Below are 25,786 nucleotides of genomic sequence, written 5' to 3'. Positions count from 1 at the left end.
AAGTCATAATACAAAAAATAAGGGCAACTCTTGGTAAAACTTATTTTTATACAATATAATCAGTTTATAAATTTAAAAATTAAGTCATCGGAGGAATTACTTTGTCTAAAGTACTAAAAAGAGAAGAAATTGATGATATACACAAATGGAAATTAGAACATATTTATCAAAATGAGAAAGATTGGATAAATGCTCAACAAGAAGCACAGTCTATTTTAAAAGAAATGGAAACTAAAATTGAGAGTTCTGTAAAATCAGCGAAAAATTTATTAGAGTTCATTGAACTTTCAAATCGATTGGATTTTATTATAGAAAAAGTCTTTGTTTATGCTTATTTAAAAGGCGATGAAGACACCAAAGATCCAAAACGTCAAGAGCTAAGTCAAAGGCTAACTTCTCTTGAATTATTTGTTTCCAAAATAGAGTCAGCTTTCCATAGTGAGTTTTTAACGTTAAATGAAAAAACTTTGGAAAATTTCTATGATGAAGAACCACAACTTCTTTTTTATAAAAAATCTTTTGAAAAAACATTGAGATATAAACCGCATACCCTTACAAAAGACCAAGAGTATATTATGTCGCAAACTTCCTTATTAAATTCTTCGTCTCAAATTTTCAAAAAATTAAACAACGCTGATCTTACTTTCTCTAAGATCATTGATGAAAAAGGTGAAGAAGTCGAGTTAACACAAAGCAATTTCATTCAATATATGGAGAGTAAAGACCGTTCAGTCAGGAAACAAGCTTTTAAAGCAATTTATGCAAAGTTTAAAGAATTCAAAAATACGTTCGCAGAGACTCTATATGGATCTCATCAGGCTAAACTTTTTTATTCTAAAATGAGAAAACATTCTTCATCGTTAGAAGCATCACTGTTTAGTGATAATGTCTCGTTGGATGTATACGACAACCTTATCGATACTGTTCATTCGAATATTAAGCCGATGGAGGATTACTTAAATCTAAGAAAAAAAATGTTAAACGTCGATGAACTACATATGTATGATTTGTTTGCGCCTCTGGTTAAAGACTTAGATGTAAAAATCACATATGAAGAAGCATACGATACAATGAAACGAGCGTTGTCTGTTTTAGGAGAAGAATATATAGATAAACTTAACGAAGCATATGATGGCGGTTGGATAGATGTATATGAGAACGAAGGGAAAAGAAGTGGCGCGTATCAATCGGGTCCTTATGGAGTTCACCCGTATGTCCTTCTTAACCATAAAGATAATTTGAACTCGATGTTTACCCTAGTGCACGAAATGGGGCACGCTATGCATAGTTATTTCAGTGACAAGCATAATTCTCAAACTTACGCTGGGTATACAATCTTTGTGGCAGAAGTTGCTTCTACGGTTAACGAAGTGTTACTGATGAAACATCTATTAAAAAACACTGATGATAAAAAAATGAAGATTTATTTAATCAATTATTTCCTTGATCAATTCCGTACTACATTATACCGACAAACGATGTTTGCTGAGTTTGAAAAAATTACACATCAACGTGTCGCTGATAACGAACCGCTTACAGCTGAAGTGTTATCAAACATTTATTATGATCTTAATAAGAAATACTATGGAACAGGAATTGTTCTGGACAAAGAAATTGCAATGGAGTGGGCACGAATTCCACACTTCTATACTGCGTTTTATGTTTACAAATATGCTACTGGTTTCTCTGCTGCAATTTCATTAGCCGCGCAAATTTTAGAAGAAGGGGAGCCAGCAGTAAAACGTTATTTAGATTTTCTTAAAAGTGGGGGAACAGATTATCCGATCGAGTTGTTAAAAAGAGCGGGTGTTGATATGTCTACTCCGAAGCCAATTCAAGATGCTCTTACAGTTTTTCAAGAGTTGGTTAAAGAATTAGAAGAACTAACAAAATAAATTAGAATAAAACTGGATGTTGGGTGTTGCTCAACTCCAGTTTTGCATATAGGGAGAAGATGTTATGGCTAAACAAGTACTAGTAATGAGAAAAGATCTAAAAATGAGGGGTAAAGCAATTGCTCAAGGGAGTCACGGTTCACTCGGAGTATTTTTGAAAATGATGAATGATGGCAATTCTTTAAAAGAATCAACGCCAGAAATCAAAAACGGAAAATATACGCTTTCTTTAGATGTTGAAGTGGGATCACCTATAGATGAATGGTTAAGAGGTATCCATAGAAAGATTGCAGTGTCTGTTAATTCTGAAGATGAATTGATGGATGTTTATCAGAAAGCTTTAGATAAAGGGATACCGGCCCATCTGGTAATTGATTCGGGTCTAACTCGTTTCAATGGTGTGCCTACAAAGACTTGTGTTGCACTAGGTCCTTGTGATGACGATCAATTTCAAGGGTTAACAGACCATTTAAGTTTGTATTAAGAAGATTGTGCTCAGTTATACTGGGCTTTTTTTTAGGAATTTCAACTTTTTAAACGAAAAATACCTATAATTAAATATAAATAATCAGTTAAATAAATATCTGCAAGAAAGGATTTTAAAGATGGAAATAAAAAAAGATGAACTACTTGAAGATTTAAAATTAGGATCATATTTGTTACTTTTTAATTCGATAGGTGACAACTATTATTTTGTGAATTTTAATACTACTTCAGAACTACGCCGATTCATTCAAAAGAAAGGAATATTGAATTTATATAATGAATGGTTAGATTTTATATGCTCTGACTACATTGCTGAAGAAGTTGAGGGTTATATTATTGGAAAAGTTATAAGTTTAGAAGAAAACCGCTACAAGATTGAAATAATTGAAGAAAAAGGTTATTAATGTTAAAAACGTTAAAGGTATTATTATAACTTCTGAAAAATAAAAAAGATCAGAAAGAAAATTTTACATCATTATAAAAGAGGCCACTAGGTCTCTTTTTCACTAATATAAAAATCTAAAAAAGCTTTTAATATAAATTGGTTTTTGTTTTTTTCAAATTTGTTTATTTTCATTTTATAATTAAAACGTAAAAAATAGAAATGGTTCATTTAATAAGTAATTGGGGGCATTTTAATGTTGAAACAAGAAATAGAGAGAAAATTTATTATTAATGAAATTCCAAATGGTTTAATCCCTTACGAAGAGAAAATGATACATCAAAACTACTTATCAGTTGTTAAAGATGAAGAAATTCGTCTAAGAATGGAAGTTCAAGATGGCATAAAAACTTATGATATTACATATAAAAAGGGTACAGGGTTAGTGAGAGATGAATTTCAATTTTCTATTCAAGAAGATCTTTATGAAGATCTCTTGGCTAAAATAAAAGAAAAACCAATCAAGAAATTCCGTCAATTTTATTGGTTGGGTGACCACGAACTAATGATAGACAAGTATTCAGAAATGAAGGATGATCTAGTTGTAGCAGAAATTGAGTTCGTTTCTGAAGAAGCAGCAAACTTTTTTGAGGTTCCGGAATGGTTTGGAAAAGAGATCACATATGATAAAAACTTTAAAAATAAAAACTTATGGAAAAAGATCCAGTAAAGGATCTTTTCTTTTTTTTTATTCAAAAATTTTTTTTTGGAGGTATAAGAAATAAAGATAAAAACAAAAATGATCAAGGAGTTGGGATGTAATATGATTACTTCAATGATTGATTCTTTAGGACATATTTTATTATCACTGTTTACACTTTATCTAGTCGTTATGGTGGTAATCAGCCATCTTATCAAATTGTTGTTAGATGGAGCTATCAAACTTATCAAATTGTTTGTTAGAAAAACAACAATTCTCCTCACTACTAAGGGTGGAGAGTACATAAAAACTAAAAAAGCTTATTAATAAATAAGCTTTTTTTCAATGCATAAAGTATTACTCGTATAATTAAGAAAATGGTTAAGGAGTTGTTGAAAGTTTGTTTCAAGAACAGAAAAACGAAAAAAGTCGGTTTGATTCTAACACCTTTGTTAGGGCTGCTTTTGCTGGAATAGAAGAGTTAAAAAAGATGATTGAATTTATAGAACAACTTCAGGAGAACCCACGGTTACTTATTTCTTCTTTCTCTGATCAAATAAAAGAAGATATCAAATTCATTTACTCTCCTGTATTGAAGAGGTATGCAGAAGACAAGGAAAAACTCAAAGGGGATGAATTCCCTAAATTTTTAGCTGAAAAAATCAATCAGGGTTTTAAAGAAATATTAAATGATGAAGGGATAAAAGAGAATTTTGAATTGAAATTAAGTTCATATTCAACTTTTCCAACAAAATATCAAATAATATGTAATGGAAAAGATATAGGTAGGGTTAATATATATGATAAGTTATTCGGAGGATTCCCCAAGTCCAGAAAAAAATACCTTCAGGAAGAATTAAAACGAATTGGAGAATACATAACCCAAATAAATAAACAGATTGAGATGTGCGAAGAAATCTTAAAAAAACCTTACACTAAAATCAAAACACCTTTAGATATATTTATATTAATCTTTAAAAGAAAAAAACTTACTTTAGCCTTGAATGAAAAACTTAAGTATCTAAACGAGAACTTAGCTATAGAAGAAAAAAGGCGCTTAGGGTTAAAAAAAGAACTTGATGAAGTTGATGTATATGACTCTAAATTGTTAAACTTTGTTTCAATTATTGAAACTGTATTTAAGAAATTCGGATATTGTTATACAGACGAGACTTCTCGTCTATATTAAAAATGTCAAACTTAATAACGAATATTTTAGTGAATATATCAGTTAGTTTTCACTGAAGGAATAAAAAAATATAACCGCTCTTGAGCGGTTTTTTTCTTTTGAATTATATAGTGAGAAATAATTGTTTTTAAATTTAAGGAAGTTATGTAAGAAAATATAAATAAAATTATGTATAATGATTTTCAGCATTGAGAGGGGGCGATAACCATTACAATCTTAGGTATTCCTATAATTACAATTTATGTGTACACCCTTTATGGAGCTTTTGTTTTGACGCTATTGTATATATTGTTTGGAGACGTTCTGGAGGGGGCAGGAGACGTTTTAATTAATCCTGTATTAATATTAGCCTTTTTAACGTTTTTAGCGACTGGTGGTCTATTATTAGAAAAATACACGGAATTAAATAGTTGGATTATACTTGCGATTTCAGCAAGCATCGCTTTGATAATTGACATATTGCTGAATATCTTTGTATTAGTGCCATTTAAAAACACGGAACATTCTTTAACTGTCAAAAAAGAATCACTCGTTGGAAGAACAGCGACAGTTATCACCGCTATTCCAGTTGATGGCTTTGGAGAAGTCATCATTCAAAGCAAGACAGGGAAGATCGCAAAAGCAGCAAAAAGCGAGAATGGAGAAATAATAACTAATGGAACTTCTGTTACTATTACAAACACCGAAAATAGTGGTTATGTAGTTGTCGTTCCCTCTAAAGATTAAATTTTAGGGGGAATAAAATGACAACGATGATTTTAATAGGGATTTCAGTATTTATTGTAATTGCAATCTTAGCTGTATTCATTTCAAAGTATCGAACTGTTGGTCCGGACGAAGCATTGATCGTCAGCGGTAGCTATTTAGGCGGAAAGAACGTACACACAGATGAAAGCGGAAATAAAATAAAGATCATACGCGGGGGAGGTACATTTGTCGTTCCTGTATTCCAACAGGCGGAGCCTTTAAGTCTACTGTCAAGTAAACTCGAAGTTAAGACATCTGATGAAGTATACACTGCTAGTGGTGTTCCTGTATTAGTAGATGGTGTAGCCATCACAAAAATTGGAGGAACTATCGAACAAATTGCTACGGCAGCTGAGCAATTTCTAGGGAAGTCTAAGGAAATAAGAGAGAATGAAGTACGAGAGGTGCTAGAAGGTCATTTAAGAGGTATCTTAGGCGGAATGGAAGTAGAGGATATTTATAAGAATCGTCAGCAGTTCTCTAATAAAGTACTTGAAATTGCAGAACAAGATCTTGATAAAATGGGATTAACGATTGTTTCCTTCACAATTAAAGATGTTAAAGATAAAAACGGATATTTAGACTCTCTTGGAAAACCCCGAATTGCTCAAGTAAAAAGAGATGCGGACATAGCAACTGCTGTGGCTGAAAAGGAAACAAGGATTAAACAAGCCGAAGCTGTTAAAGAAGCAAAGAGAGCGGAATTAGAACGAGCAACTGAAATAGCTGAAGCCGAAAAACAAAATCAATTAAAAGTGGCCGAGTATAAGCGTGAACAGGATACAGCTAAAGCTAGAGCGGATAAAGCATATGATTTAGAAGCTGCAAGGGCACAACAAGATGTTAAAGAGCAACAAATGCAAGTGGAAATTATCGAGAGACAAAAACAAATTGAACTTGAAGAAAAAGAAATTTCCCGTCGTGAGAAGCAATATGATGCAGAGGTTAAGAAGAAAGCTGACGCAGATAGATACTCAGTAGAGCAAAAAGCAGCAGCTGAAAAAGCAAAAATGATAGCTGAATCTGACGCCTTGAAATATAAAATCGAAGCGCAAGCTAAGGCTGAAGCAGAGCAAGTTCGTTTAGAAGGTACAGCTAAAGCTGAATCTGACAAAGCCCAAGGGGAAGCGGCTGCGGAAATTATTAGACTGAAAGGTCTTGCCGAAGCAGAAGCGAAAGAAAAAGTAGCAGAAGCGTTCGAGAAATTCGGACAAGCTGCCATTATGGATATGTTTATTAAAATGATGCCAGAATACGCTAAAGAAGTTGCGGCTCCATTGAGTAATATCGATAAAATAACTGTTGTTGATACAGGTAGTGGAAAGAACGGTGGAGCGGGTAAAATTACAGGTTATGCAACCGATCTAATGGCTGGTCTACAAGAAAGTTTAAAAGAGTCATCAGGAATTGATGTTAAAGAAATTATTGAAAACTTTTCAAAGAAATAAAACAAATAAAAAGAGCGAAGAATAAGATCTTCACTCTTTTTGCTGTGGGAGTTTTAAAATCTTCCTTTTTTAAAAACCATTTTGATTCCGCCCACAATGAAGAGATAGCGCATATCAATTACTTTTTTCATAGTAACAGCGGTAAAGCCTTTTATCTTTTTGCCGAAAACTAAACCGACAGCATATTTTCTTCCAAGGGAAGCGACAGTACCTTTAATAGATGGTTTGAACTCTTTTTCTTCATTGCTTTTTCTGATGTATGAAACAATGTTTTCTGCTAGAGTTTTGCCCATTTGCATAGCAATTTGTGCCGTTGGTGGATATGGTCTATTTGTGTCTTCGTTGATAAACACTGCACAGTCTCCAATTATAAAAACATTTTCGTAACCAGGTGCTTTTAAATGCTTATCAACTGTAATTCTTCCTCGGCCTGTTTCAAATCCAGAATTATCCAAGACAGAATTTCCTCTTACTCCCGCTGCCCATATCACTGTTCGAGATTCGATCGTTTGACCGTTACTTAATACAACACCGTTTTCTTTGCATTCGGTAACTCCTGTGTTGTTATGGAGTTCTACGCCTTTAGAACTTAAATAATTTTGAGCACTATCAACTAAAACCGGATCGAATCCAGGAAGAACAGTTGGATTTGGGTCTATAAGATGAAGTTTAACATTGGAGTGATCTACATCATATAATTTGCAGAGAGTAGGGATTGAGTAAGCTAATTCACTGATAAATTCGATCCCCGTGAATCCACCGCCACTAACAACAAATGTTAAGTCTTCAGGTTTGTTTGATTCTTTATAAATTTTGAATTGATTGTTTATGTGCTCATTTAATCTTAGGACTTCATCAATATTCCATTTGCTAAAAGTATGTTCTTCAATTCCGGGAACGCCAAAGCTCTCAGGTTCTGCTCCTAATCCCACCACTAAATAATCATAATCCAAAGTGCTATTCTTCAATTGTACTTTTTGATTTTCAGTATCGATCTTTACAACTTCATCTTGAACAAAATTGAATTTATTTAAATCGAGTATTTCTTTGAGGAAAATACGCGTTTTTTGATAAGGGAAAGTTCCGGCAGCGGGTTGATGGAGTTCAGTTGTTAGGTAGTGATAGTCGTTTTTATTTACTAAAGTGATTTCCGCTTCATCTTTTCTTAACTTCTTCAATAAATTTTGAACAGTCAGTATGCCACCATAGCCAGCTCCTAAAATAAGAATTTTGGGTTTCATAAATATTTTTCACCTTCTTTAATAAAAATTCAATTTCTTTGTAATCACTTCAAATTAATTGTCAATTATATGTGTTAAAAAAATAAAAAAGAGAGCAGGATTGGCCTGTTCTCTTTTTGTTTTATTCATCGGGTGATAAATAGATCTTATTATTTACGATTTGATTAATTGGATATGTAGATACACCATATTCATCTGCCAAATCTTTTTGCGATACTCCGGTGCTATATTTTTTTCGTATGTTTTGGGCTTGGCTGTAAGATAAGCATCGTTTACCTTTTTTGTATTGCGACATATTTTTTTGAACTCTGGTATAGTATTGTTCTAATTCTTTAAATAATTGATCACTAATAGGACAAAAAGGATTTTTGTAGAACTCCCTGGCACTAATGCGAGGGAAGGTGGGCTCAGAAGTCTTAAGGTGATCAAATCTTTTTCTAATATTAATAGGTTGTAATGAAACAATCTCTTTATTATAGTCTTTTCTAAACCTCCGATCTATTCTGGCATTAGTTAGACAGCCATTTTTGTCTAGTGCTTCAATTTCTTCGTAGGTTAGAGCTTTTTGTGAACTGTCGTTTTCACTTCTGACAATTACTCCAGCCTTTAAGTTTGTTCCAAAAAACAAAACGTTAGTTACCAAAAATTTTTCCGTCAAAGCAAACACTCCATATCTAATAAGGTATTTTAAATATTTTAGTGTAGAAATCTTACTTTGCGAAAAAAAACTTTTTTTTCATTTTAAGCAAAAAACTCACCAATCAAAATGGTAGTATCTCCTGTAAGTAAAGCCTAAAAAGGTATGTTTCAATAAATCTGCGAGTTTCTTTCCAAAGTAACACTGTTTATTTTAAATTAAGCTAGCTTATTGTTAAAGTAGGGTAACTCTTTTGATTCAATTAAATCATCGAAGTAAATCCAATTACTATTGCATTGGAAATCAATAAATTCAAATTTATTATTTTGATAGTCGATGAAATTAACATAACCCGGAATGATCTCTATATCATCGTCCAAGAAAAAAGCAATTTCTAAATATGTAATTGTTCCTTGATTGTTAAAAATTTTCTCTTCAAGAATTTCTATAGCTGGTTTAAACATCTTTATATCCACTCCTCAAGAAAAATATTACACCGAACATACGTTCCTTTGCAACTTCGATTTTAAAAATAATATAAAAAATTAATTCTTTAGAATGATACTGAGAGATAAATTCAATAATTTAGAGATATTCTTCACCAATTGTATTATTTTTAAAATTGATCTTAGATAATCTGAGAAAATTGAAGAATTTTTTCAGAAACCCCTATGTTTCGGAGGAATGGAAAGAAAAAGTAACACAATAACAACACAATTTTAATAAAAAAATAATAAATTTAACAACTTTTGAAATTAAAAAAACCTACTAAGAATTTTTAGTAGGAAAAATAAGAAACTTGATGGGTTATAATGTTAAACTACTAAGCAGATCCTCCGGTGAAATATTCCCCATAGAGTAAATAATGTGGGTGCCCAAAGGGAAATCTGCATATTTAGTCAGAGCATTTGGAACGACTATTGTCTTTATGTTTGCTTTTGTGGCTGCTGTAAATCCGTTAAGGGAATCTTCGAAAGCAACGACTTCATTTGAAAGCACACCTAAAGATTTTAAAGACTCTATGTATACAGTTGGATCCGGTTTCTTCGTGCCGACAATATCAGAGGTTTTTATCGAATCAAAGAAATGAAATATATTAAACTTTTTTAAATAATATTCTACCCAATCATAAGTAGAGCTTGTGGCGAGCCCTATCTTTAGATTTTTTTCTTTTGCATATTCCAAATAATCAACTACGCCATCTCTCGGTTTAATATTTAGAATTTGTTCGTCAAATTTTTCTTTTGCTTTAGAAGAAAACTCTGTTCGGTTCATCTCTCTTCCTAATTGCTTTTCAATTAAATCTAGATAAGAATCTTCTGAAGTACCCACGGCCAATGCAAATTCTTTTATGTTAATTTTTATATCAAAAGATTCTTTTGCGACTTTATAAAAGGCGTCAAACCAGACGCTTTCTGTATCCATAATAAGACCATCGAAATCAAATATTATCGCTTTCAAATCAATCTCCTCCAACTTTTAACCATCTGAATACATTTTAATTTAAACAAAAGAAGAATAACGAGACTATAAAAGCGAAATTTGATTAATGGTGAAAGTTTTTACAAAAAAAGAAGGGTATAATATCTTCTCGAAAAAAAATCATACGATAAACGTTAGGAGAGATTTGTTATGAAAAATGTAAATAAAACGAGCGCGATTATTCTTGCTGCTGGCAAGGGAACAAGAATGAAATCAGAACTTCCAAAAGTTCTTCACGAAGTCTGTGGTAAACCGATGATTATGCACATTATAGACACATTAAAAATGGTTGGGATTTCAGACATTATTGTGGTTGTCGGACATAAAGCTGAAATGGTGAGAAATGTAGTTGGAGATGGCGTGAAATATGCTCTTCAAGCCGAGCAAAAGGGGACTGGACACGCAGTGATGCAAACAACTAGCTTTTTAAATGAAAAAGGGAATACGCTTATTGTTGCAGGTGATACACCGCTTATCGAGCAAAATACATTGTTTGCTTTGATTGATAATCACATAAGAAGCGGAAACAAAGGAACTGTTCTGAGTGCAGAATTTAATAATCCATTTGGTTATGGAAGAATTATTAGAGATTATGAGAATAACGTTTCTGAGATCATCGAGGAAAAAGATGCCACTGAATTACAGAGAGAAATTAGAGAAGTTAACACAGGTATATTTTGTTTTGATAATGAATCATTATTGAAAGGACTATCATTGATTGAAAATAACAATGCTCAAAACGAGTATTATTTGACTGATATGGTTTGTATCCTAAACAAATTAAATCAGAAATTCGGGTCATATTTACTGAGCGATAATGAACAAGTATTAGGAATAAATGATAGAGAACAACTTACTAAAGCAGAATACATAATGACAAAGAAAAGAAAATTAACCTATAATGAGGGTCTTTTCGAAAATAAAGAAGCTTAATTTTTAAAGGACACGAGTCAATCGTGTCCTTTTGTTTTTTCGGATATTTCTTTACTTTTAACCATATATTTATATATATAAAAGTAATGAACTAGAACATTTGAAAGTATATACAGATATTATTTCATATTTGGTGAAAAGGGAGGGTGTGTTATGATGTTCAAAGCAAGAATTAAAATTAATTTGAGTCTACTTAAGAAATTTTCCAAAGAAAAAAGCGGGAGTGGAATATTAGAATTCTTGGTTATTCTTTGTATTTTTGCTGTTGTTGCAGCTCTAGTTAGTCCGGTAGTTAAAGATCAACTAGCAAATATGTTTAATAATCAATCCCATAATATGACCTTTGACGGGCAGAGGGGAGATGTGTTAACTACAAACACGCCCCAGAGTAACCCTGCTCCTGAAGTAGATGAAAGCGCAAATACAAATTAAACATAGATACTTGAATGGTTTAAGGAACAATGGAAAGATATCTCTTTAGAAACAACTAAAAGGTATCTTTTTTTACATAGAGATATGATAGGGAAGATTAGAGAATTAATCAAAAATCTTCTTTGAAATAATATGGAATAAGACAAAAAGAATGAAAAACAATATGAACAAACATATCAAAATGATTTGTGAGTTTTTAAATGAAATGAGGAGGGAAGAAAACGCAACAGAAAAATAAGAAAATAGAGACGATAATAGCACGAGTTTTAGGCTAAAAGGAACACGACGAACTGATTCTTTTCTTCGGAGATTTTTTATTTGTTTGTCTAATTTGTTTGGAGAACTTATATTAGTAAGATTATTATTTGGTTCGTTAACATATCTATATATCTTGGCCAAAAAATCAACTCCTGTTTTCTTTGTGCTGAATGATGGTGATGTAATTATATACCTCTATCTTTTGAGAAAATCAAAAGTTATAATAATATTTTGTGTTCAATAAAAAAATAGATTATCCTATTTTACTCTACGGAGTTATTAATAGAGAGGAAGAAACACGTTGGAAGGATTTAAATTTAAGTTACATACGAATGAACTAAAATTTGAACTTGAAATAGATAAGATTGAATTGGAAAAAGAAAAATCGTTCGTTAAAGAAATTCTTAAAATGATAGATAGAAAATCTGCCACAATGGTGGAAAAGATGAATAAGGAAGACATAAAAGATAACATAAAAGACCTTGCAAAAGGATATAAATTACACGAAAACCTTCAGCACGGTATGAATTTTATGGATGAATTTCTTATTGAAGAAGCAGAAGAAGAGATGGGAGATGAAGAAAAAGAAAAAACGAATACAAATACAAGTGTAGATGAACAAAAGGAAGATATCGAACAAGAAACTGACAATAAAAATTCAACAACAGAAAATAATGTTAGTAAAGAAGAGGAATACAGAAAAAAGGATCTTTCAATTAGGATGGGTTCTGGTAATGAAAAATTGTATCAAACTTTTTATATTTGTCCGAAGTGTAAGGATAAAAACAAAAAATATATTCCTAGATATGCTTTTGAAGTAGAATGCAGGAATTGTTTTAATACAATGAGGAAAAGAAATGCCTCATTGAAAGGATTTCCTAACAAGGATAAATACGGAAATATTTTCGTTGCAGGGAGTTTTGAAGTTAACGAAGATACTCAGATAAATGAAGAAAACTAAGAAGGTAGCTAGTTTATCTTCTTTTTTGTTTGGGTGAAGGGAATAGCAAAGATAAGAAAATGATGCAGAAAATTGCAATGAGAAAACCCAAAAAGACTACGATTCTTTATCGTAGTCTTTTTAAATGTTCAATTCAAGGAAAGGGTACACACTGTAAATTTTAGTTTTTCCTACATCCAAAGTAAATGGATTGTGAATGTGGCCGTGCAAGAAAAAATTAGGTTGTTTTTCTTTTATATAGCTGTTGAATGAACTGAATCCTCTGTGTGGGTCCCAATCGGGAAGTGTTAAATCGTAGATTGGATTGCTATGAGAGAGGAAAACGTCTACCTTGTCTAAATTGGACATAAATTCACGGCATTGGGAATCGGTGAATTGATTAGGTTTGCTATTATATTTAGGGCATCCACCAAAGCCCGAAAATGTAACTTCGCAATATTCATAAATTTCTTCGTGGATAACCTTTATTGAAGTTTCCGACCATTCTTCTTGAGAATCGTGATTTCCGTATACACCTATTTTAGGACAATTATATTTTTGGTCCAATTCGAGTGCGTCACGGTAATAGATATCTCCTAACAAAATGACTAAATCGGGGTTTCCATTAGGTACAATTTTTTCTCCTTGGAAATCACTGAACACGTAAATTTGCATATAAGCACCTCCGATAGTAAAAACAATTATCTTTATAACTAAGAGTGGAAAAAAGTGAAATATTATATTGGAATTTCTTCGGAATCATAATAAAATTTTAAAAACTAAATGATAGAGGAGTTAATTAAATGGACAGAACTATTAGATTTGCAGAAGAAATAGAAAAATACTTTAACGAAAATCAAGGGAAATTAAATGTAGATGATTTAAATATTCTAAAGAGAGTTGCTAAAAAATTAAAAAGTGGAGAGCTAACTTTAAGGGATGTTACAAAAATTAAAGCCGCTTCAGTTTTTAATGAAAATGTGGATTTGTTGCTCATAGAAGCATATAACAAGGCGGTAACTAAATTTACAAAATAAGATTGAGAGAGAAGGATAAAGAAGTTGAGGATTGCAATCTTAAATGATCTTCATTTAGATTTAAACTCTATAGAGATGAAATACAATTTAGTTCCTGAATTAATCGAAGGATTAAAAAGCAAAAACCCTGATTTAATTATTATTGCTGGAGATATCGCAAACTACGCTTCGGATAGCGTTAGAGTAATAGACAAGATTCAAGAAAAACTTGCAAAACAAGTTCTTTTCATCCCAGGAAATCACGATATATGGACTTCGAAAGAAGTGGCAATAAAGGGTATTGATTCTTGGGAGAATTATAATTTCTTCTCTAAACATTCATCAAGTTTGATTGACAAACCATATCACATAAACGACGAATACGTTGTTATAGGGGATATGGGCTGGTATGATTATTCTTTTGCTCCGGAAACAATACCAATCTATACAATGAAATCTAGAAAGAAGTCTTTATGGAGTGATGGGAAATACGCCATATGGAATATGGACGATCAAAAACTAATGAAAAGAATGTTAGACAAGTTTCAAAAGATGTTCGAAGAGCACAAAAACAAAAAAGTTATATTTGTTAATCACTTTGTTCCCTATAAAGAATTCATTACATATAGTCACAATAATAATCAATGGAATTTAACAAATGGATTCTTAGGATCTGAAAACTTAGGCTGGCTTATTGATCAATACCCTAATATAAAATATGTGATATTTGGCCATACACATAAACGTTATGGCAAGGTGAACAGAAAAAATAAAACTGTTATATGCAATCCGCTAGGATATGTAGGAGAATGGACTACAAATAACTTTTTAAAAGAATTAGAAAAAGCAATCACGATAATTGAAGTTTAATAACAAAGATGAAGAGTAATTAACAGGATTGTAAGAGATAATATTGAAGATTGAATTTTATATCTATACATTGGTGAAAAGACCTTTTAATGGGGTCTTTTTTTTGTAGGGATGATTTACAAAAAACCAATAGAAGTGTAAAAACTTAATCTATAAGGGTTAGAACGTACATTCGTTTCTGGAATATGGTATAATTTATGTAAGAAATAAAAAAATTGGGGGAATGAATGTGGCCAGTTGCAGATCGCAATTCAATGAATTTCACGAAAAAATTAAATTAAAAGAAGAAAATGCGGACCTGAAAGAAAAAAGAGACATAATCATAAATAAACTTAAAAAGAATTTAAAAGACGAAACAGATTATAACTTTGAACCTTTTAACCAAGGATCGTATGCTATGAATACTGGGATTAAACCTCTTGATGGCGATTATGATATCGATGTAGGTCTATATTTCAATATGTCTAAAGATGATGTAGATCCTATAGAGGCTAAAAAATGGGTTTTTAAGGTTCTTGAAGACCAACTTGAAGATCAAACCTCGGATGTAAGTATTAAAAAACCGTGTATAACAGCAACATACGAAGAAGGTTACCACGTTGATGTAACGGTTTATGCTACGGAAAACAACGACGGTAAAGTATACCTGGCTAAGGGAAAACCAACTAGTAAGGCTGAAGATAAATTTTGGGATGAATCTAATCCGAAAGATTTAATCAAAGAAATTAGAGATCACTTATCAGACAAAGATGATAGAAGGCAATTTAGAAGAATTGTTCGTTATCTAAAAAGATGGAAAGATATAAAATTCGATTCAGTGAATGGAAAGCCTACCGGAATAGCATTGACTTCCTGTGTATATCACTGGCTAGAAATTCAAAAAGATGTTGATCAGTTCTCTGGAAAAACTACATACAACGATCTTGAAGCGCTAATCAATATTGTTTCAAAAATGCTGTCCAGATTCGAACTGTACTGGGTTGAGGTGGACGGAGAATACAAATTTATGCCGAGATTAAAGGTGCATCTGCCTGTAGAGCCAAAACCCGAGTTATTTGAAAAAATGACTGATAAACAGATGTCTACATTCAAAGAAAAACTTGAAACATTACTCAAAGCTCTAGAGGAGGCTAAAGAAAAAACAGATCCTACAGACGCTGCGCAAGTACTGAAAGGTCAATTTGGAGATGATTTCCCTGTTCCGGAAAGACCAGATACAGCTAAAAAGTCAGCAGCGAGAGCTGTCATTCCTAGTTCCGAATCTGCGAGTGATAGAAGATAATGTCAGTTAACTTAGAAAGTCTAAAATTAGAACTATCAAAGTTGGATCAAACATTAATAAAATCGTTTAACATATTAGAAGAGAAAAATTCAAAGGATGATGAAACAAAATTAGCGGAAATAAGAATCAATGTTTGCGGGAGACCAGTTGAATTAACAGTTGGTTTCCCTAAACATTTTCCGAATGAATTGCCTTTATTTTTCGACAATAAACATTTTTTCGGACGTATTCCTCACAAAATGCCGTCTAAAGGTTTTATTTGTTACACAAGAAGCGAATCACTTTTGATTGATACAAGGTATCCCGCTTCAATTCTCTTAAACTGCTTGGAAAAGGTTATTTCAATATTGGAGGCAGGAGCAAGAGGAGAAAATAAAGATGATTTCATAAATGAGTTTGAGTCATATTGGCAATTAAAAAAAGGGTCTTTGGATGTATATGCTCATATCGATACAAGCAAAACAAACGTAAGAGAATTAAATCTCTGGAGCAATAAAGTAAGTAATTCTAAGGAAATCCATAAATCTATGTTATTTGTAAGTACAGAGAAAAAGCGTTCGATCAAAGAAATAGCTGAACGCTTTTTTCATATAAATTTAAATAATGTGATCAAATATAGGTGTTTATATATTCCATTGAAAGAAGGCGCGTCGATATTCCCTCCTGTGGATAGAAATTGGGGATTTAATGATTTAAAAAATAAGATATTCTCTAACCTAACTCGTGAAAATCAAATGGAATTCAAACGTCTAGCATCAAAAAGAGTTAAAGGTGTAGATCCAAAATTTGAATTTATTATCGTTGGTCTACCAACACCGAATGGGAATGTTTCATTGTTCGGATGCTTGTTGGAAGGTGCAAGGGCGTCTAAGAATATAAACAAGAGTAAGTTGCAAATTCATCCGTTTGTTCAGAAGGATGGAAATGATATTTTCAGTAGATTGATCATTAAACGTTGGCATCCTAATTATCTTTTAAATCGAACAGGTGGGAATACAGAATTGATGAATAAGCATATTTTAATCGCAGGAGTAGGTTCTGTAGGAAGTGAAATTGCTGTGCGTTTAGCTAAAGCAGGGGTCAAAAAAATTACTTTAATTGATAAAGACAAGATTGAAGTCGAAAATATCCATAGACACGCTCTGGGAAGCGATCAGGTCTTTTCCATTGACGAAGAAAATGGTCTAACAAATAAATATAAAGTAATTGGAATCAAAGAAGAGATAAACAGGAAATACCCTTTTACCGAAGTTAAAACTTACTGTGAAGATGTTTTTAAGGTTTTAGATAAAATTGATATCAGCAAAGATGATATAGATTTATTTGTTGTTGCAATTGGCTCACCCAATATAGAAATGATGATTAATCAGAAGCTATTAAGTCTTCCGAAGCCGCCCCCTACGATCTATACTTGGGTTGAGCCGCTTGGAATAGGGGGACATACTTTGGTAACTCTGAATGGAGAAAAGAAAGGTTGTTATCAATGTCTTTTCAAACCAGATGAAGAGGGGCCTATTTATAATCGTTCTTCTTTTGCAATACCTTTTCAAGATTTCTCTAAAGATCTCACTGGTTGCGGATCCGCATTCACACCATATAACTTTTTAGACAGTGAACGATCAGCTATGCTTACAGTCGAAGCGGGGATAAAGGTTATGATGGGTAAACTATTGGACAATCCTTTGCTTTCCTGGAAAGGGGAAGATGAGCTATTTAAAGAAAGTGGTTATAAAACCACTCCAAGGTATTCTTTCTCAAACGAGCGACTAAATGAGACGAAGTTGTTATATAAAGACGATAGCTGCCCTATTTGTTCCAATGAAGGAAGGGATATTCATCAATAATATAGAAGAGGTTTACTTACTGCCGGACAACAAGTCTTTAACAATACGGCCAGAAGCTATAGAAAAAATGTTTAAATACAAGCAAATAAAAACAAGAGACAAAGAAGCTGGAGGTATCCTTATTGGGAGGGTCTTAATCGAGGATGAGAATTTTATAATCGATGATGTATCTGAGCCAATGCCAAGTGACAAGAGAACGAGATATCGTTTTTTTAGGAAAAAGGAAGAGCATCAAGAGTATTTTAACAAGGTGTGGGAAAGAGAAAAAGAAAGCTGCTTATACCTCGGGGAATGGCATACACATCCGGAGAGAATACCTAATCCCTCTGGTATTGATATTAAAGATTGGAAACGACTGATAAAAATAGGCTTCGAACAAAAATGTTTGTTTTTTGTTATAGTTGGGATAGATGATTTGAAAGTTTGGTATGGATATGGTGATGAGCCGACCATTATTGAACTTAAAAGGAGGAGTAATCTTGACTCAAGGCGCGGAAGTAACAAAAAGAAGGCCGCTCAGGAAAGTTGAGGAGGCCCATTTGTGGGTAGCGTGTGGTGGTATTTGTTCCTTTGAAGGTTGTAACAAACGATTGATTGAAACTTCATCGGGAGACCTAACGAACGTCGGGATAAAAGCTCATATAATTGGTCACGCCAAAAATTCTCCTAGACACGAATATATGGAGGAATACGGGTATACCCAAGAAACATTGGAAGATGTCTCGAACCTAATGTTAATGTGTCACTACCATTCTAAACTAATAGATGATGATCACACTAAAGATCGATTTCCTCCTGATAGATTATTTAAAATGAAAAAAGATCACGAAGAAAGAGTTGCCTCTTGGTCAGAGTCTAATAAAAAGAAAAGTATTGCATTGATTCATAAAAGATTGGGCGGACCATTAACTGACATTGAATTTGATGGTGATGCTCCATATATTCTGATCGATGCTGTAGAAGATCAAACTTTATTTAATGAATTTACGAGGGAAGGATGGGAAGAGGCTAAAAAAAGAAACGAGGAGCTGTATGAAAGGTTCCTAGCAAAAATGAAAGAGAAAAATGCAAACGTTGGTGAAGTTTTCCCTTTATCTCCAATTCCTCTTCTCATTCATCTAGGGTCATTATTAACGGATACTGTTCCTTATTCTATTTATCAGTATAATAGGGAAACAGGCCTTTGGGTTTCAGACAATCCTACTCAAGAGAAGGGTGTCACATTAACAACATTTACAGATATAAAACAAAATGAAGAACTTGCTGTTCTTGTATCTGTTAGTGGAGTAGTTAAAAGAAAGTCAGTTGAAGAAACGCTTAAAAGAGAGACTGATTTTATATCCTTTGGAGTTGATGACCCTAACTTGAAAAGGATCTTGTATAGAGAAGACGTTGTTAATATCCAATCTAAAATAAAAGGCGATATCGAAAAATTGTTGCAGCAACACGATTACGAAAAAATACACCTTTTTTATGACGGACCGGCTGGACTTGCTATTGAGATTGGAAGAGGAATAAATCCTTCGATTTGGAGCGAAGTGTGCTTGTATCAATACAACGGTAGAATGAAACCTAAATATCAATATGCTTTAACAATTTAAAATAATCCCCTCTTAAGTGAGGGGATTATTTTATTTTTTCTCAATTTGAAAATTATTACGCTACAATATGAAAAATATAAGAAACCTTGAAAGGAAGATTAGATGCTAAACATACATAATCAGGCGGAGATTTTAATAAAGTATTGAATCAAACAGAAAAGTTATAGGGGAAGAGATAACGCAGTAAACATACCCTAACCGTTGTCAGCACTCCGAAACGGAATCTATAAACCTTAATCTAGCGGTTGTATTTTTGAAAGTAATAGCTTGATCTCCAAAAAGATGAATTATATGCATATATCACTAAATTACAGAGAGTTGGAAAAATAAATGAGTAGAGAATATAAAGTTATGGCTTGGAATGGCGAGAAAATGTCTAAACCTATAAATCCGTATAATGATAATTCGTTTTGGTTTTCTGAAGATGAGGAAGACGATGCGATCTTCGTGAGTGATTCCGATCTTAGTGGGTTAGAAAGGTTCGAGTATATTGGAGAGAAGGACTTTAGAGGTAAAGAAATATATGAAGGTCACATTCTACAACGATTAAGTGAAAAGGGGAAATTTTATGTTGTAGTTTGGAGAGACTTTGGATTTAAACTTGAATATAAGTTTATCAGAAAGTATGAGGAAGATACCTTGGAGGAGAGTACCTTTCTTCCTATCTATCCTGATTCGTATGAAGTAATAGGACATATAAAAGAAAATCCCGATATTTCATTAGTAAATTAAAAACTAAAAATAGTTTTACAATAAAACAACATAAAAGGAGTAAAAGGTTTTGAATATGTTATATTTATTTATAACAGGATTATTCGTCTTTTTTCGATGGCTTTATTAGTAGAGATCGTGTTATATACTAAATCCTATAAAGAAAGCAAGAGAATAAGTAAAGAATGGGACGAAATATTAGATGAATTAAAAGATCCAGAGTTAATAGCATTTTATAATGAACTAAAATCAACTAAATCAAAATAAAAATGTAATAAACACAGTATTTTATATGCTGTGTTTATTTTTTTAGACTCTTTTCGCATATATTGTTGCTTTTAGAATAAAAAAATAAAGACCTAGTGTATAGGTCTTTAACGTTTTTACTCTTATTTTGGTCGTACTATTCATTAGTATGATTGATGCTTATTAAATTGTTTTTCTTAGCGTATTCTAAAATGAAATTATACTGTGTTGGAGCAATGATTTTTCTTGAAAATGAAAAAAGACCAAATCAAATGATGAGAATTGCTGAAAGATTACAGATGTATGATTTTGAACTACTCGGCACTAAAGTACCGAGATTCCTGAGAACACCAGACTTAGCCAATCGGTTTTCCTTTTGGCCATAGGTTTTAGTTATTTTATCAGGCTACACCGTTGATTCCACCGGCAATAAGTCTTAAACCTTCGTTTTTTATATTCATTGCAGCGTTGATATCACGGTCGTGAGCACAGCCACAATTATTACAAGTCCAGGTCCTGATGTGAAGTGGTTTCGGTCCATCTTGATGGCCACAGTAGTTACAAATCTGGCTAGAAGGAAACCATCTGTCAATTTTGATGATTGTTTTCCCGTACCAGTCAGCTTTATAGGTAATCATTGAGACAAACTCACTCCAAGAGACATCAGAAATAGATTTAGACAACTTTCGGTTCTTTAACATACCTTCGGTATGTAAATCTTCGATCACAATCACGTCGTGGTTTTTGACGAGATCAGTAGATAATTTATGTAAGAAGTCTTGGCGTTGGTTTTTCACTTTCTCGTGAAGACGAGCCACTTTAATCTTTTGTTTTTGATAATTCTTAGCATCGATTAACTTGATGTTATTCTTCTTAGCTAATAGGGCTCGACGAGATAGCTTACGCTGTTCGCGTTTAAGTTTCTTCTCCATTCTTTTTGTAAAGCGATGGTTATTTACCTTTTTGCCAGTTGAAAGAATAGCGAAGTCAGTAATACCCAAATCAATACCTACGGTATTGTTGGTCTTTGGTTTTGCACTGATCATTTCTTCACACACAACAGAGATGAAGAACTTGCCAGCTGCATTTTTTCTGACGGTGACGGATAGAATCCGTCCGTTCACATTGCGACTATTTGCAAACTTCACCCAACCTAGCTTCGGTAGTTTAATTTTATTGTCTTGAATCGTGAGATGAGCGTTCTGCGCTTTACCTTGAATCACCGTTTTATACGATTGAACGTCATCACCTTTTCGCTTGAATCGTGGTGCTCGATTCTGCTTTTTAAAGAAGCGAGTAAAACTATCACTTAAAAAACGAACAGAGCTCTGAAGCGCGGTAGAATCAATTTCCTTTAACCAAATGTATGTATTTTTTAATTTTGGTAATTCTTTAGCGCAAGCATTATAAGAAAGTCCTTTCCCGGTTTTCTCATACGTTTGATTCCACTCGTGCAGAAAATGGTTAAAGAGAAAACGGCAAGAACCGAAGGTTTTATGTATTAAGATCTGTTGTTCTTTTGTAGGGTAGATTCGAAATTTGTAAGCAAGGTGTCTGAGCAAGTTCTTCACCTCCATTCATTTGTTTTTTAGAAACATACGTTCTGATTATAGCAAACGTTATTTCCTTTTCAAAGCAAAAGACCGTTCGGCATTCATCCCACAACTGAAGTCACGGGTGTTCTGCCGAACTATGATAAAAAATTAAATATGAATGTTGATATTATAGAGAACGAGGATTACTAAAGGTGAAATTCAATTGATTTAATACACAAAAAAGGTATTACGCTAATAGGGCCGCTCTTCAAACGGAGAAGTAATATAATAAATCTCTTGTGAAATCTCAGAGACTTTCGAACAAAAAACATTAAATACAAAAAAATAGCAGATGGATAAATCCACCGGCTATTTTTTATTTGGTATTAAAACCTACAGGAGCCCAGGCAGAGATTTCATCATTAGGAGCTGAAACTACAAGCCAAGTATCGTTATCAAATTGGACTCCCGCTTGCCAACATTCATATTCATCGTGAGAACCATTCACGAAAATCGTATACCCATTTTCTAATGTTATAAATAGATGCGGCGTTTCTTCTCCTAACTTTACATTTACAACTTTTTGTCTTCTAACTTTGAAAATTCTACTGTATTGTTCATCCTCGGAGTAATCTTCGATTTGATCCTCATTCGATGGGTATGTTTCAGGTGGATTATCGAATAAACACCATTTTGATTCAATGTTGAGATATAATTGCCCGCCGTAGTCATCCGAACCGCACGACATATCAAAATTCGTAAAATAAATCTTTATTGTTGCTGGAGATATCCCAAATTGCATTCCGTCAACTTGCGTACCTATGAAAAGATGTTTTAAAACCTTTTCTGCATAATTTCTGTGCTCTCTGTCCAGCATACAAACCTTCCTCCTCATAACCCTTCTGTTATCCCCATAGTTGGGGCTGGAGTATATTCTCTTACCAAAACACTGTACTGTATAGTTTAGATGACCATTAGTTGATCTTTATATTTTTGTTTTGTTCTCTCTTCTAGAGCTTTTTTTATTTCAAGAAATCTGATGTCGTCAAACTTATAAGTGTTTGATTTGTTTTTTAACAGTCTTTTGTATTCCATTAGCAATATTAAGTTAGACATTTGATGCGGTCTTAAATTACTCAAAATATCACCTTCGTTAATTTTATAGGTGTTTATTATAAGATATAAAATTGAACAAACAAACAATAGAATGTTTAAAAATCCATTAAGAGGAGATGATGTATTATGGGGAGAGTAAAATCACCTACTCTTTAAAACCTGTCTTCGACAAATAAGTCTTATAAGACAGGTTTTTTGTGTTTCGTGTTTTTTCATTCTAAAAATATCTATAATTAGGGCGGATTATATAGATAGGGAAGAAAAAAGTTGTTTGCGCTACGAGAGGAACCTTTTCATTAGCGGTAAGTTTTAAGAGTAAAGTTAAAAAACACGCAAAATTTCTGTTATTAAGTTACAATAAAATTGTGTGACCGCTCTCGCATAATTAAATAAAAAGGTGATGCATAATGTTCTTTACGATCAACAGAACGAATGATGATTTAAATATTATTGATCAAACAGATTTTAAGTCCTTAAATATCTATGAGAGAAGTGATATCGAAAAATGGGTTATAGAAAAACCTGAGATATTAGGTGAAGATCTTTACATCATTACGAATGAATACGATAAGTTCGATAAAACTTCTGAAAGATTAGATATCCTGGCTTTAGACAAACAGGGTAACTTAGTGGTGGTGGAGCTGAAGCGTGATGATAGCGGTAAAACAGTTGAACTTCAAGCTATTAAATACGCAGCATATTGTGCGACTTTGACTTTAGAAGATGTTATAGAAATACATAAAGATTATCTTTTTAAAAAGGGCGAGATTTTATCGGAAGATGAAGTAAAACAAAGACTAGAGGAATTCGTCGAGGATGAACTTGATTCCATATCAGACAAACCAAGAATTATTATAACTTCTGGTGATTTCAGACCTGAAGTAACAGCAACGGTTCTTTGGTTAAGAAAATTTGGCATTGATATTAGTTGTGTTAAATTTTCCGCTTATAGCTTGAGTAACAATGATATTGCTGTAACTACATCAGTGATTATTCCACTGACAGAGGCTGAGGAGTATATTATTAGAGCAGAAAGAAAAGAGAGTAATGAAACTGGGACAATTGAAAAAAACGAAAAGAGATACAAATTTCTTGCTGGATTAAAAAATCGAGTTTCTCAAGAAATGAATATTGAGGACAATCTTTTAAAATTAAACCATAAGTATAAATACCTTCAGATCAAAACAGAATGTCCTAATACACACTTTGAATTTTGTTTTAGAAGAAGAGGAGCTCTTGAAGTGGGGCTGCACTTTGAAAAAAACAATGATAAGAAAAACAAAGAAAAGGTTGAACAAATAAAAAACAAGTTCGGTTCAATTCTCAAATCTGAACTTAATGAAAACCTAACTTTTCAAACAGAATGGAACAGTCGTAAATGGGCAAGAATTTTTGTGATAAGTGACCCTGTAGAGCCAAAATTAGAAAATTGGGCCATAGAAAAGATGAAAGTGTTATACAAGGTATTAATAAACGAGATCGGATGATTATTGATTCTGTCCATTGGTGCAGTGGCAAATTACCATAATGAAATTTTTGAGATTATAATATTTGTATATAGAATATACATAGCTTGAATAATCTGTGAAACAAGAAGGTTAAGGAACAGAGAGGGTGTAGACAATGAGTTTAGACATTTGGTTAACGAAAGAAGAAAAAAGCATTACTGAAAAAAACATTACAAACAACCTTGTACCTATGTGGGGAGTAGCAGGGGTATATGAAGCTCTATATCATTCACAAGGAAAAAAAGCAGAAGAAATTTTGCCTTTATTAGAAAACGGGCTAAATAAGATGGTTTCTGAACCTGATAAATTCAAAAAACTTAATTCACTTAACAGTTGGGGGACCTATAAACAGGCTGTTCCTTGGTTGGAAGAACTTATTTTAGAATTTAAAAGACATCCGGATGCAATAATCGGGATATCATACTAAATTAAATGAAAAGACTCTTTAAGGGGGTCTTTTTTGTATGTAAAAAAGAATTATGGAAAACAATTCTGTAACACGGTATAGATTTGGACTTTTTTTACAGATTGGTCTTAGCTATTGTTATTATTCTATTGATCTTTTAAATGTAATATTGAAAGAGCTTGTTTTATAGATGAGGAACTATAATAGAGATTTTAGGATTATATTAAAGTTTATATTAATGAGATTTGCTTTTTGGATCCACAACCCTGTTTATTTTTGGGGTTTGCCGCTTTAAATGTTCAAATGACTCAATAAGGTAATCAGCTGCTTCCAAACTGATAGGCTCACCTAAAAAGAAGAATTTATCTGGATGTTTTAGATCTGTTATTAATTCGTTTATGCGATTTGCAATATCTTTCTCTTTATAATCATCCGGAACTTCTTTGTTTGTATTCTCTACAACGAGTATATCTGCAACCTGAACGCCAAGCGCACCCGCAATAGACTCTAGTGTGGATAAACTAGGATTGTATCTATTTCTTTCAATGTCAGCTAGATAAGATCGAGAAAGGTTTGCTTTAGCGGCCAGCTGCGATTGTGTTAGTTTATGTTCTTTCCTAAGTGACTTTATTTTAAGACCTACTGTCATTATGAAAAATCTCCTTTACAAAACACTTAATGTATAACTGTGTTGCTAACCAATTATAGTACTCGAGTGGCGGGAATACAATTGAGAAGATGTAGGATATGAGTTACTTAACGCTATATCACTACATATAAGAATAGCGATATTTAATTATAAAGTGTTTATAAAATTTAAAGGACTTGAAAGGTCTTTTTTTTACAATGACATTTATTTAATCATATAATTTTATTAAATA

The 25,786-nt window shown here is 32.7% G+C and carries 27 protein-coding genes and 1 pseudogene; 20 read left to right on the top strand and 8 right to left on the bottom strand.

Translation table 11 applies throughout. The features are described from left to right. Positions 1-101 precede the first annotated feature (101 nt). The 8 genes and pseudogenes from pepF to floT all read left to right on the top strand — a co-directional run. Positions 102-1,895, top strand: a complete 1,794-nt coding sequence (gene pepF, locus AAGG74_RS15955; RefSeq protein ID WP_429676191.1) for an oligoendopeptidase F — start codon at positions 102-104, stop codon at positions 1,893-1,895. A 64-nt stretch (positions 1,896-1,959) separates the two neighbouring features. Next, positions 1,960-2,379 carry an aminoacyl-tRNA hydrolase gene (locus tag AAGG74_RS15950; protein WP_429676190.1) on the top strand — a complete coding sequence of 140 codons (420 nt, stop codon included), beginning with the start codon at positions 1,960-1,962 and terminating at the stop codon, positions 2,377-2,379. Positions 2,380-2,500: 121 nt separating this feature from the next. After that, positions 2,501-2,785 (top strand): hypothetical protein, encoded by a 285-nt coding sequence (locus AAGG74_RS15945; RefSeq protein WP_429676189.1) that lies wholly within the window; start codon positions 2,501-2,503, stop codon positions 2,783-2,785. A gap of 234 nt (positions 2,786-3,019) precedes the next feature. Next, the gene (locus AAGG74_RS15940) at positions 3,020-3,493 is read left to right on the top strand and encodes a CYTH domain-containing protein (protein WP_429676188.1); all 474 of its coding nucleotides are present in this window, start codon (positions 3,020-3,022) and stop codon (positions 3,491-3,493) included. Positions 3,494-3,586: 93 nt separating this feature from the next. Further along, the gene (locus tag AAGG74_RS15935; RefSeq protein ID WP_429676187.1) at positions 3,587-3,790 is read left to right on the top strand and encodes a hypothetical protein; all 204 of its coding nucleotides are present in this window, start codon (positions 3,587-3,589) and stop codon (positions 3,788-3,790) included. A gap of 73 nt (positions 3,791-3,863) precedes the next feature. Next, positions 3,864-4,652: a hypothetical protein gene (locus AAGG74_RS15930; protein ID WP_429676186.1), complete on the top strand. Its 789-nt coding sequence runs from the start codon at positions 3,864-3,866 to the stop codon at positions 4,650-4,652. Between the two features lie 201 nt (positions 4,653-4,853). Beyond that, on the top strand, positions 4,854-5,378 hold the full coding sequence (locus AAGG74_RS15925) for an NfeD family membrane protein (protein WP_488167952.1): 525 nt from the start codon (positions 4,854-4,856) through the stop codon (positions 5,376-5,378). Positions 5,379-5,395: 17 nt separating this feature from the next. After that, positions 5,396-6,844: pseudogene (gene floT, locus AAGG74_RS15920) on the top strand (flotillin lipid rafts scaffold protein FloT); the annotation flags it as partial. Positions 6,845-6,900: 56 nt separating this feature from the next. Here the strand turns inward: floT and AAGG74_RS15915 are convergent. From AAGG74_RS15915 to AAGG74_RS15900, 4 genes are all read right to left on the bottom strand, one after another. After that, the gene (locus AAGG74_RS15915) at positions 6,901-8,088 is read right to left on the bottom strand and encodes an NAD(P)/FAD-dependent oxidoreductase (protein ID WP_429676184.1); all 1,188 of its coding nucleotides are present in this window, start codon (positions 8,086-8,088) and stop codon (positions 6,901-6,903) included. A gap of 121 nt (positions 8,089-8,209) precedes the next feature. Beyond that, positions 8,210-8,746, bottom strand: a complete 537-nt coding sequence (locus AAGG74_RS15910) for a hypothetical protein (RefSeq protein WP_429676183.1) — start codon at positions 8,744-8,746, stop codon at positions 8,210-8,212. A gap of 197 nt (positions 8,747-8,943) precedes the next feature. Further along, positions 8,944-9,189 carry a hypothetical protein gene (locus tag AAGG74_RS15905; protein ID WP_429676182.1) on the bottom strand — a complete coding sequence of 82 codons (246 nt, stop codon included), beginning with the start codon at positions 9,187-9,189 and terminating at the stop codon, positions 8,944-8,946. A gap of 343 nt (positions 9,190-9,532) precedes the next feature. Beyond that, positions 9,533-10,186, bottom strand: a complete 654-nt coding sequence (locus AAGG74_RS15900; RefSeq protein ID WP_429676181.1) for an HAD family hydrolase — start codon at positions 10,184-10,186, stop codon at positions 9,533-9,535. A 171-nt stretch (positions 10,187-10,357) separates the two neighbouring features. Between AAGG74_RS15900 and AAGG74_RS15895 the strand changes: the two genes are divergently transcribed. The 3 genes from AAGG74_RS15895 to AAGG74_RS15885 all read left to right on the top strand — a co-directional run bounded on the left by AAGG74_RS15895 (position 10,358) and on the right by AAGG74_RS15885 (position 12,791). After that, positions 10,358-11,140 (top strand): sugar phosphate nucleotidyltransferase, encoded by a 783-nt coding sequence (locus tag AAGG74_RS15895; protein WP_429676180.1) that lies wholly within the window; start codon positions 10,358-10,360, stop codon positions 11,138-11,140. A gap of 153 nt (positions 11,141-11,293) precedes the next feature. After that, on the top strand, positions 11,294-11,572 hold the full coding sequence (locus AAGG74_RS15890) for a hypothetical protein (protein ID WP_429676179.1): 279 nt from the start codon (positions 11,294-11,296) through the stop codon (positions 11,570-11,572). A gap of 559 nt (positions 11,573-12,131) precedes the next feature. After that, the gene (locus AAGG74_RS15885) at positions 12,132-12,791 is read left to right on the top strand and encodes a hypothetical protein (protein ID WP_429676178.1); all 660 of its coding nucleotides are present in this window, start codon (positions 12,132-12,134) and stop codon (positions 12,789-12,791) included. Positions 12,792-12,911: 120 nt separating this feature from the next. On the opposite strand, the gene AAGG74_RS15880 is transcribed toward AAGG74_RS15885, so the two are convergent. Then, positions 12,912-13,445 (bottom strand): metallophosphoesterase family protein, encoded by a 534-nt coding sequence (locus AAGG74_RS15880; protein ID WP_429676177.1) that lies wholly within the window; start codon positions 13,443-13,445, stop codon positions 12,912-12,914. A gap of 128 nt (positions 13,446-13,573) precedes the next feature. On the opposite strand from AAGG74_RS15880, the gene AAGG74_RS15875 reads away from it, so the two are divergent. The 7 genes from AAGG74_RS15875 (at position 13,574) to AAGG74_RS15845 (ending at position 20,115) form a co-directional block, all read left to right on the top strand. Continuing rightward, entirely contained in the window at positions 13,574-13,807 is a 234-nt protein-coding gene (locus AAGG74_RS15875; protein ID WP_429676176.1) for a hypothetical protein, read from the top strand. Positions 13,808-13,831: 24 nt separating this feature from the next. Beyond that, positions 13,832-14,656, top strand: coding sequence for a metallophosphoesterase (locus AAGG74_RS15870; protein ID WP_429676175.1), 825 nt, complete (start codon positions 13,832-13,834; stop codon positions 14,654-14,656). A 229-nt stretch (positions 14,657-14,885) separates the two neighbouring features. Continuing rightward, positions 14,886-15,938: a nucleotidyltransferase domain-containing protein gene (locus AAGG74_RS15865; RefSeq protein ID WP_429676174.1), complete on the top strand. Its 1,053-nt coding sequence runs from the start codon at positions 14,886-14,888 to the stop codon at positions 15,936-15,938. After that, a complete protein-coding gene (locus AAGG74_RS15860; RefSeq protein WP_429676173.1) occupies positions 15,938-17,782 on the top strand; it encodes a ThiF family adenylyltransferase in 1,845 nt (614 codons plus the stop codon). Before AAGG74_RS15865 ends, AAGG74_RS15860 begins: the two co-directional genes overlap by 1 nt. Continuing rightward, positions 17,757-18,311: a Mov34/MPN/PAD-1 family protein gene (locus tag AAGG74_RS15855; RefSeq protein WP_429676172.1), complete on the top strand. Its 555-nt coding sequence runs from the start codon at positions 17,757-17,759 to the stop codon at positions 18,309-18,311. Before AAGG74_RS15860 ends, AAGG74_RS15855 begins: the two co-directional genes overlap by 26 nt. Beyond that, on the top strand, positions 18,262-19,383 hold the full coding sequence (locus tag AAGG74_RS15850; RefSeq protein ID WP_429676171.1) for an SAVED domain-containing protein: 1,122 nt from the start codon (positions 18,262-18,264) through the stop codon (positions 19,381-19,383). Before AAGG74_RS15855 ends, AAGG74_RS15850 begins: the two co-directional genes overlap by 50 nt. Positions 19,384-19,713: 330 nt before the next feature. After that, on the top strand, positions 19,714-20,115 hold the full coding sequence (locus AAGG74_RS15845) for a YopX family protein (protein WP_429676170.1): 402 nt from the start codon (positions 19,714-19,716) through the stop codon (positions 20,113-20,115). A gap of 626 nt (positions 20,116-20,741) precedes the next feature. Here the strand turns inward: AAGG74_RS15845 and tnpB are convergent. Continuing rightward, entirely contained in the window at positions 20,742-21,902 is a 1,161-nt protein-coding gene (tnpB, locus tag AAGG74_RS15840) for an IS200/IS605 family element RNA-guided endonuclease TnpB (RefSeq protein ID WP_429676169.1), read from the bottom strand. A 349-nt stretch (positions 21,903-22,251) separates the two neighbouring features. After that, positions 22,252-22,752 carry a hypothetical protein gene (locus AAGG74_RS15835; protein WP_429676168.1) on the bottom strand — a complete coding sequence of 167 codons (501 nt, stop codon included), beginning with the start codon at positions 22,750-22,752 and terminating at the stop codon, positions 22,252-22,254. A gap of 646 nt (positions 22,753-23,398) precedes the next feature. Between AAGG74_RS15835 and AAGG74_RS15830 the strand changes: the two genes are divergently transcribed. Next, complete coding sequence (locus tag AAGG74_RS15830; RefSeq protein WP_429676167.1) at positions 23,399-24,478, top strand: hypothetical protein; 1,080 nt, start codon at positions 23,399-23,401, stop codon at positions 24,476-24,478. Positions 24,479-24,614: 136 nt separating this feature from the next. Then, the gene (locus tag AAGG74_RS15825; RefSeq protein ID WP_429676166.1) at positions 24,615-24,926 is read left to right on the top strand and encodes a hypothetical protein; all 312 of its coding nucleotides are present in this window, start codon (positions 24,615-24,617) and stop codon (positions 24,924-24,926) included. A 214-nt stretch (positions 24,927-25,140) separates the two neighbouring features. Here AAGG74_RS15825 and AAGG74_RS15820 read toward each other — a convergent pair whose 3' ends face one another. Beyond that, positions 25,141-25,554, bottom strand: coding sequence for a helix-turn-helix domain-containing protein (locus AAGG74_RS15820; protein ID WP_429676165.1), 414 nt, complete (start codon positions 25,552-25,554; stop codon positions 25,141-25,143). Between the last annotated feature and the right edge of the window lie 232 nt (positions 25,555-25,786).

Source organism: Bacillus mexicanus, from assembly GCF_050445615.1.
In the GTDB taxonomy this organism is placed as follows: Bacteria; Bacillota; Bacilli; order Bacillales; family Bacillaceae; genus Bacillus; species Bacillus mexicanus.
This window is presented reverse-complemented; position numbering and strand designations above follow the sequence as displayed.

What these genes read in the sequence shown, in the direction of transcription:
- AAGG74_RS15950 (WP_429676190.1), top strand. Translation starts at nt 1,960, where the DNA reads ATGGCTAAACAAGTACTAGTAATGAGAAAAGATCTAAAAATGAGGGGT.
- AAGG74_RS15945 (WP_429676189.1), top strand. Translation starts at nt 2,501, where the DNA reads ATGGAAATAAAAAAAGATGAACTACTTGAAGATTTAAAATTAGGATCA.
- AAGG74_RS15940 (WP_429676188.1), top strand. Translation starts at nt 3,020, where the DNA reads ATGTTGAAACAAGAAATAGAGAGAAAATTTATTATTAATGAAATTCCA.
- AAGG74_RS15935 (WP_429676187.1), top strand. Translation starts at nt 3,587, where the DNA reads ATGATTACTTCAATGATTGATTCTTTAGGACATATTTTATTATCACTG.
- AAGG74_RS15915 (WP_429676184.1), bottom strand. Translation starts at nt 8,088, where the DNA reads ATGAAACCCAAAATTCTTATTTTAGGAGCTGGCTATGGTGGCATACTG.
- AAGG74_RS15905 (WP_429676182.1), bottom strand. Translation starts at nt 9,189, where the DNA reads ATGTTTAAACCAGCTATAGAAATTCTTGAAGAGAAAATTTTTAACAAT.
- AAGG74_RS15895 (WP_429676180.1), top strand. Translation starts at nt 10,358, where the DNA reads ATGAAAAATGTAAATAAAACGAGCGCGATTATTCTTGCTGCTGGCAAG.
- AAGG74_RS15890 (WP_429676179.1), top strand. Translation starts at nt 11,294, where the DNA reads ATGATGTTCAAAGCAAGAATTAAAATTAATTTGAGTCTACTTAAGAAA.
- AAGG74_RS15880 (WP_429676177.1), bottom strand. Translation starts at nt 13,445, where the DNA reads ATGCAAATTTACGTGTTCAGTGATTTCCAAGGAGAAAAAATTGTACCT.
- AAGG74_RS15875 (WP_429676176.1), top strand. Translation starts at nt 13,574, where the DNA reads ATGGACAGAACTATTAGATTTGCAGAAGAAATAGAAAAATACTTTAAC.
- AAGG74_RS15860 (WP_429676173.1), top strand. Translation starts at nt 15,938, where the DNA reads ATGTCAGTTAACTTAGAAAGTCTAAAATTAGAACTATCAAAGTTGGAT.
- AAGG74_RS15855 (WP_429676172.1), top strand. Translation starts at nt 17,757, where the DNA reads ATGAAGGAAGGGATATTCATCAATAATATAGAAGAGGTTTACTTACTG.
- AAGG74_RS15845 (WP_429676170.1), top strand. Translation starts at nt 19,714, where the DNA reads ATGAGTAGAGAATATAAAGTTATGGCTTGGAATGGCGAGAAAATGTCT.
- AAGG74_RS15835 (WP_429676168.1), bottom strand. Translation starts at nt 22,752, where the DNA reads ATGCTGGACAGAGAGCACAGAAATTATGCAGAAAAGGTTTTAAAACAT.
- AAGG74_RS15830 (WP_429676167.1), top strand. Translation starts at nt 23,399, where the DNA reads ATGTTCTTTACGATCAACAGAACGAATGATGATTTAAATATTATTGAT.
- AAGG74_RS15825 (WP_429676166.1), top strand. Translation starts at nt 24,615, where the DNA reads ATGAGTTTAGACATTTGGTTAACGAAAGAAGAAAAAAGCATTACTGAA.
- AAGG74_RS15820 (WP_429676165.1), bottom strand. Translation starts at nt 25,554, where the DNA reads ATGACAGTAGGTCTTAAAATAAAGTCACTTAGGAAAGAACATAAACTA.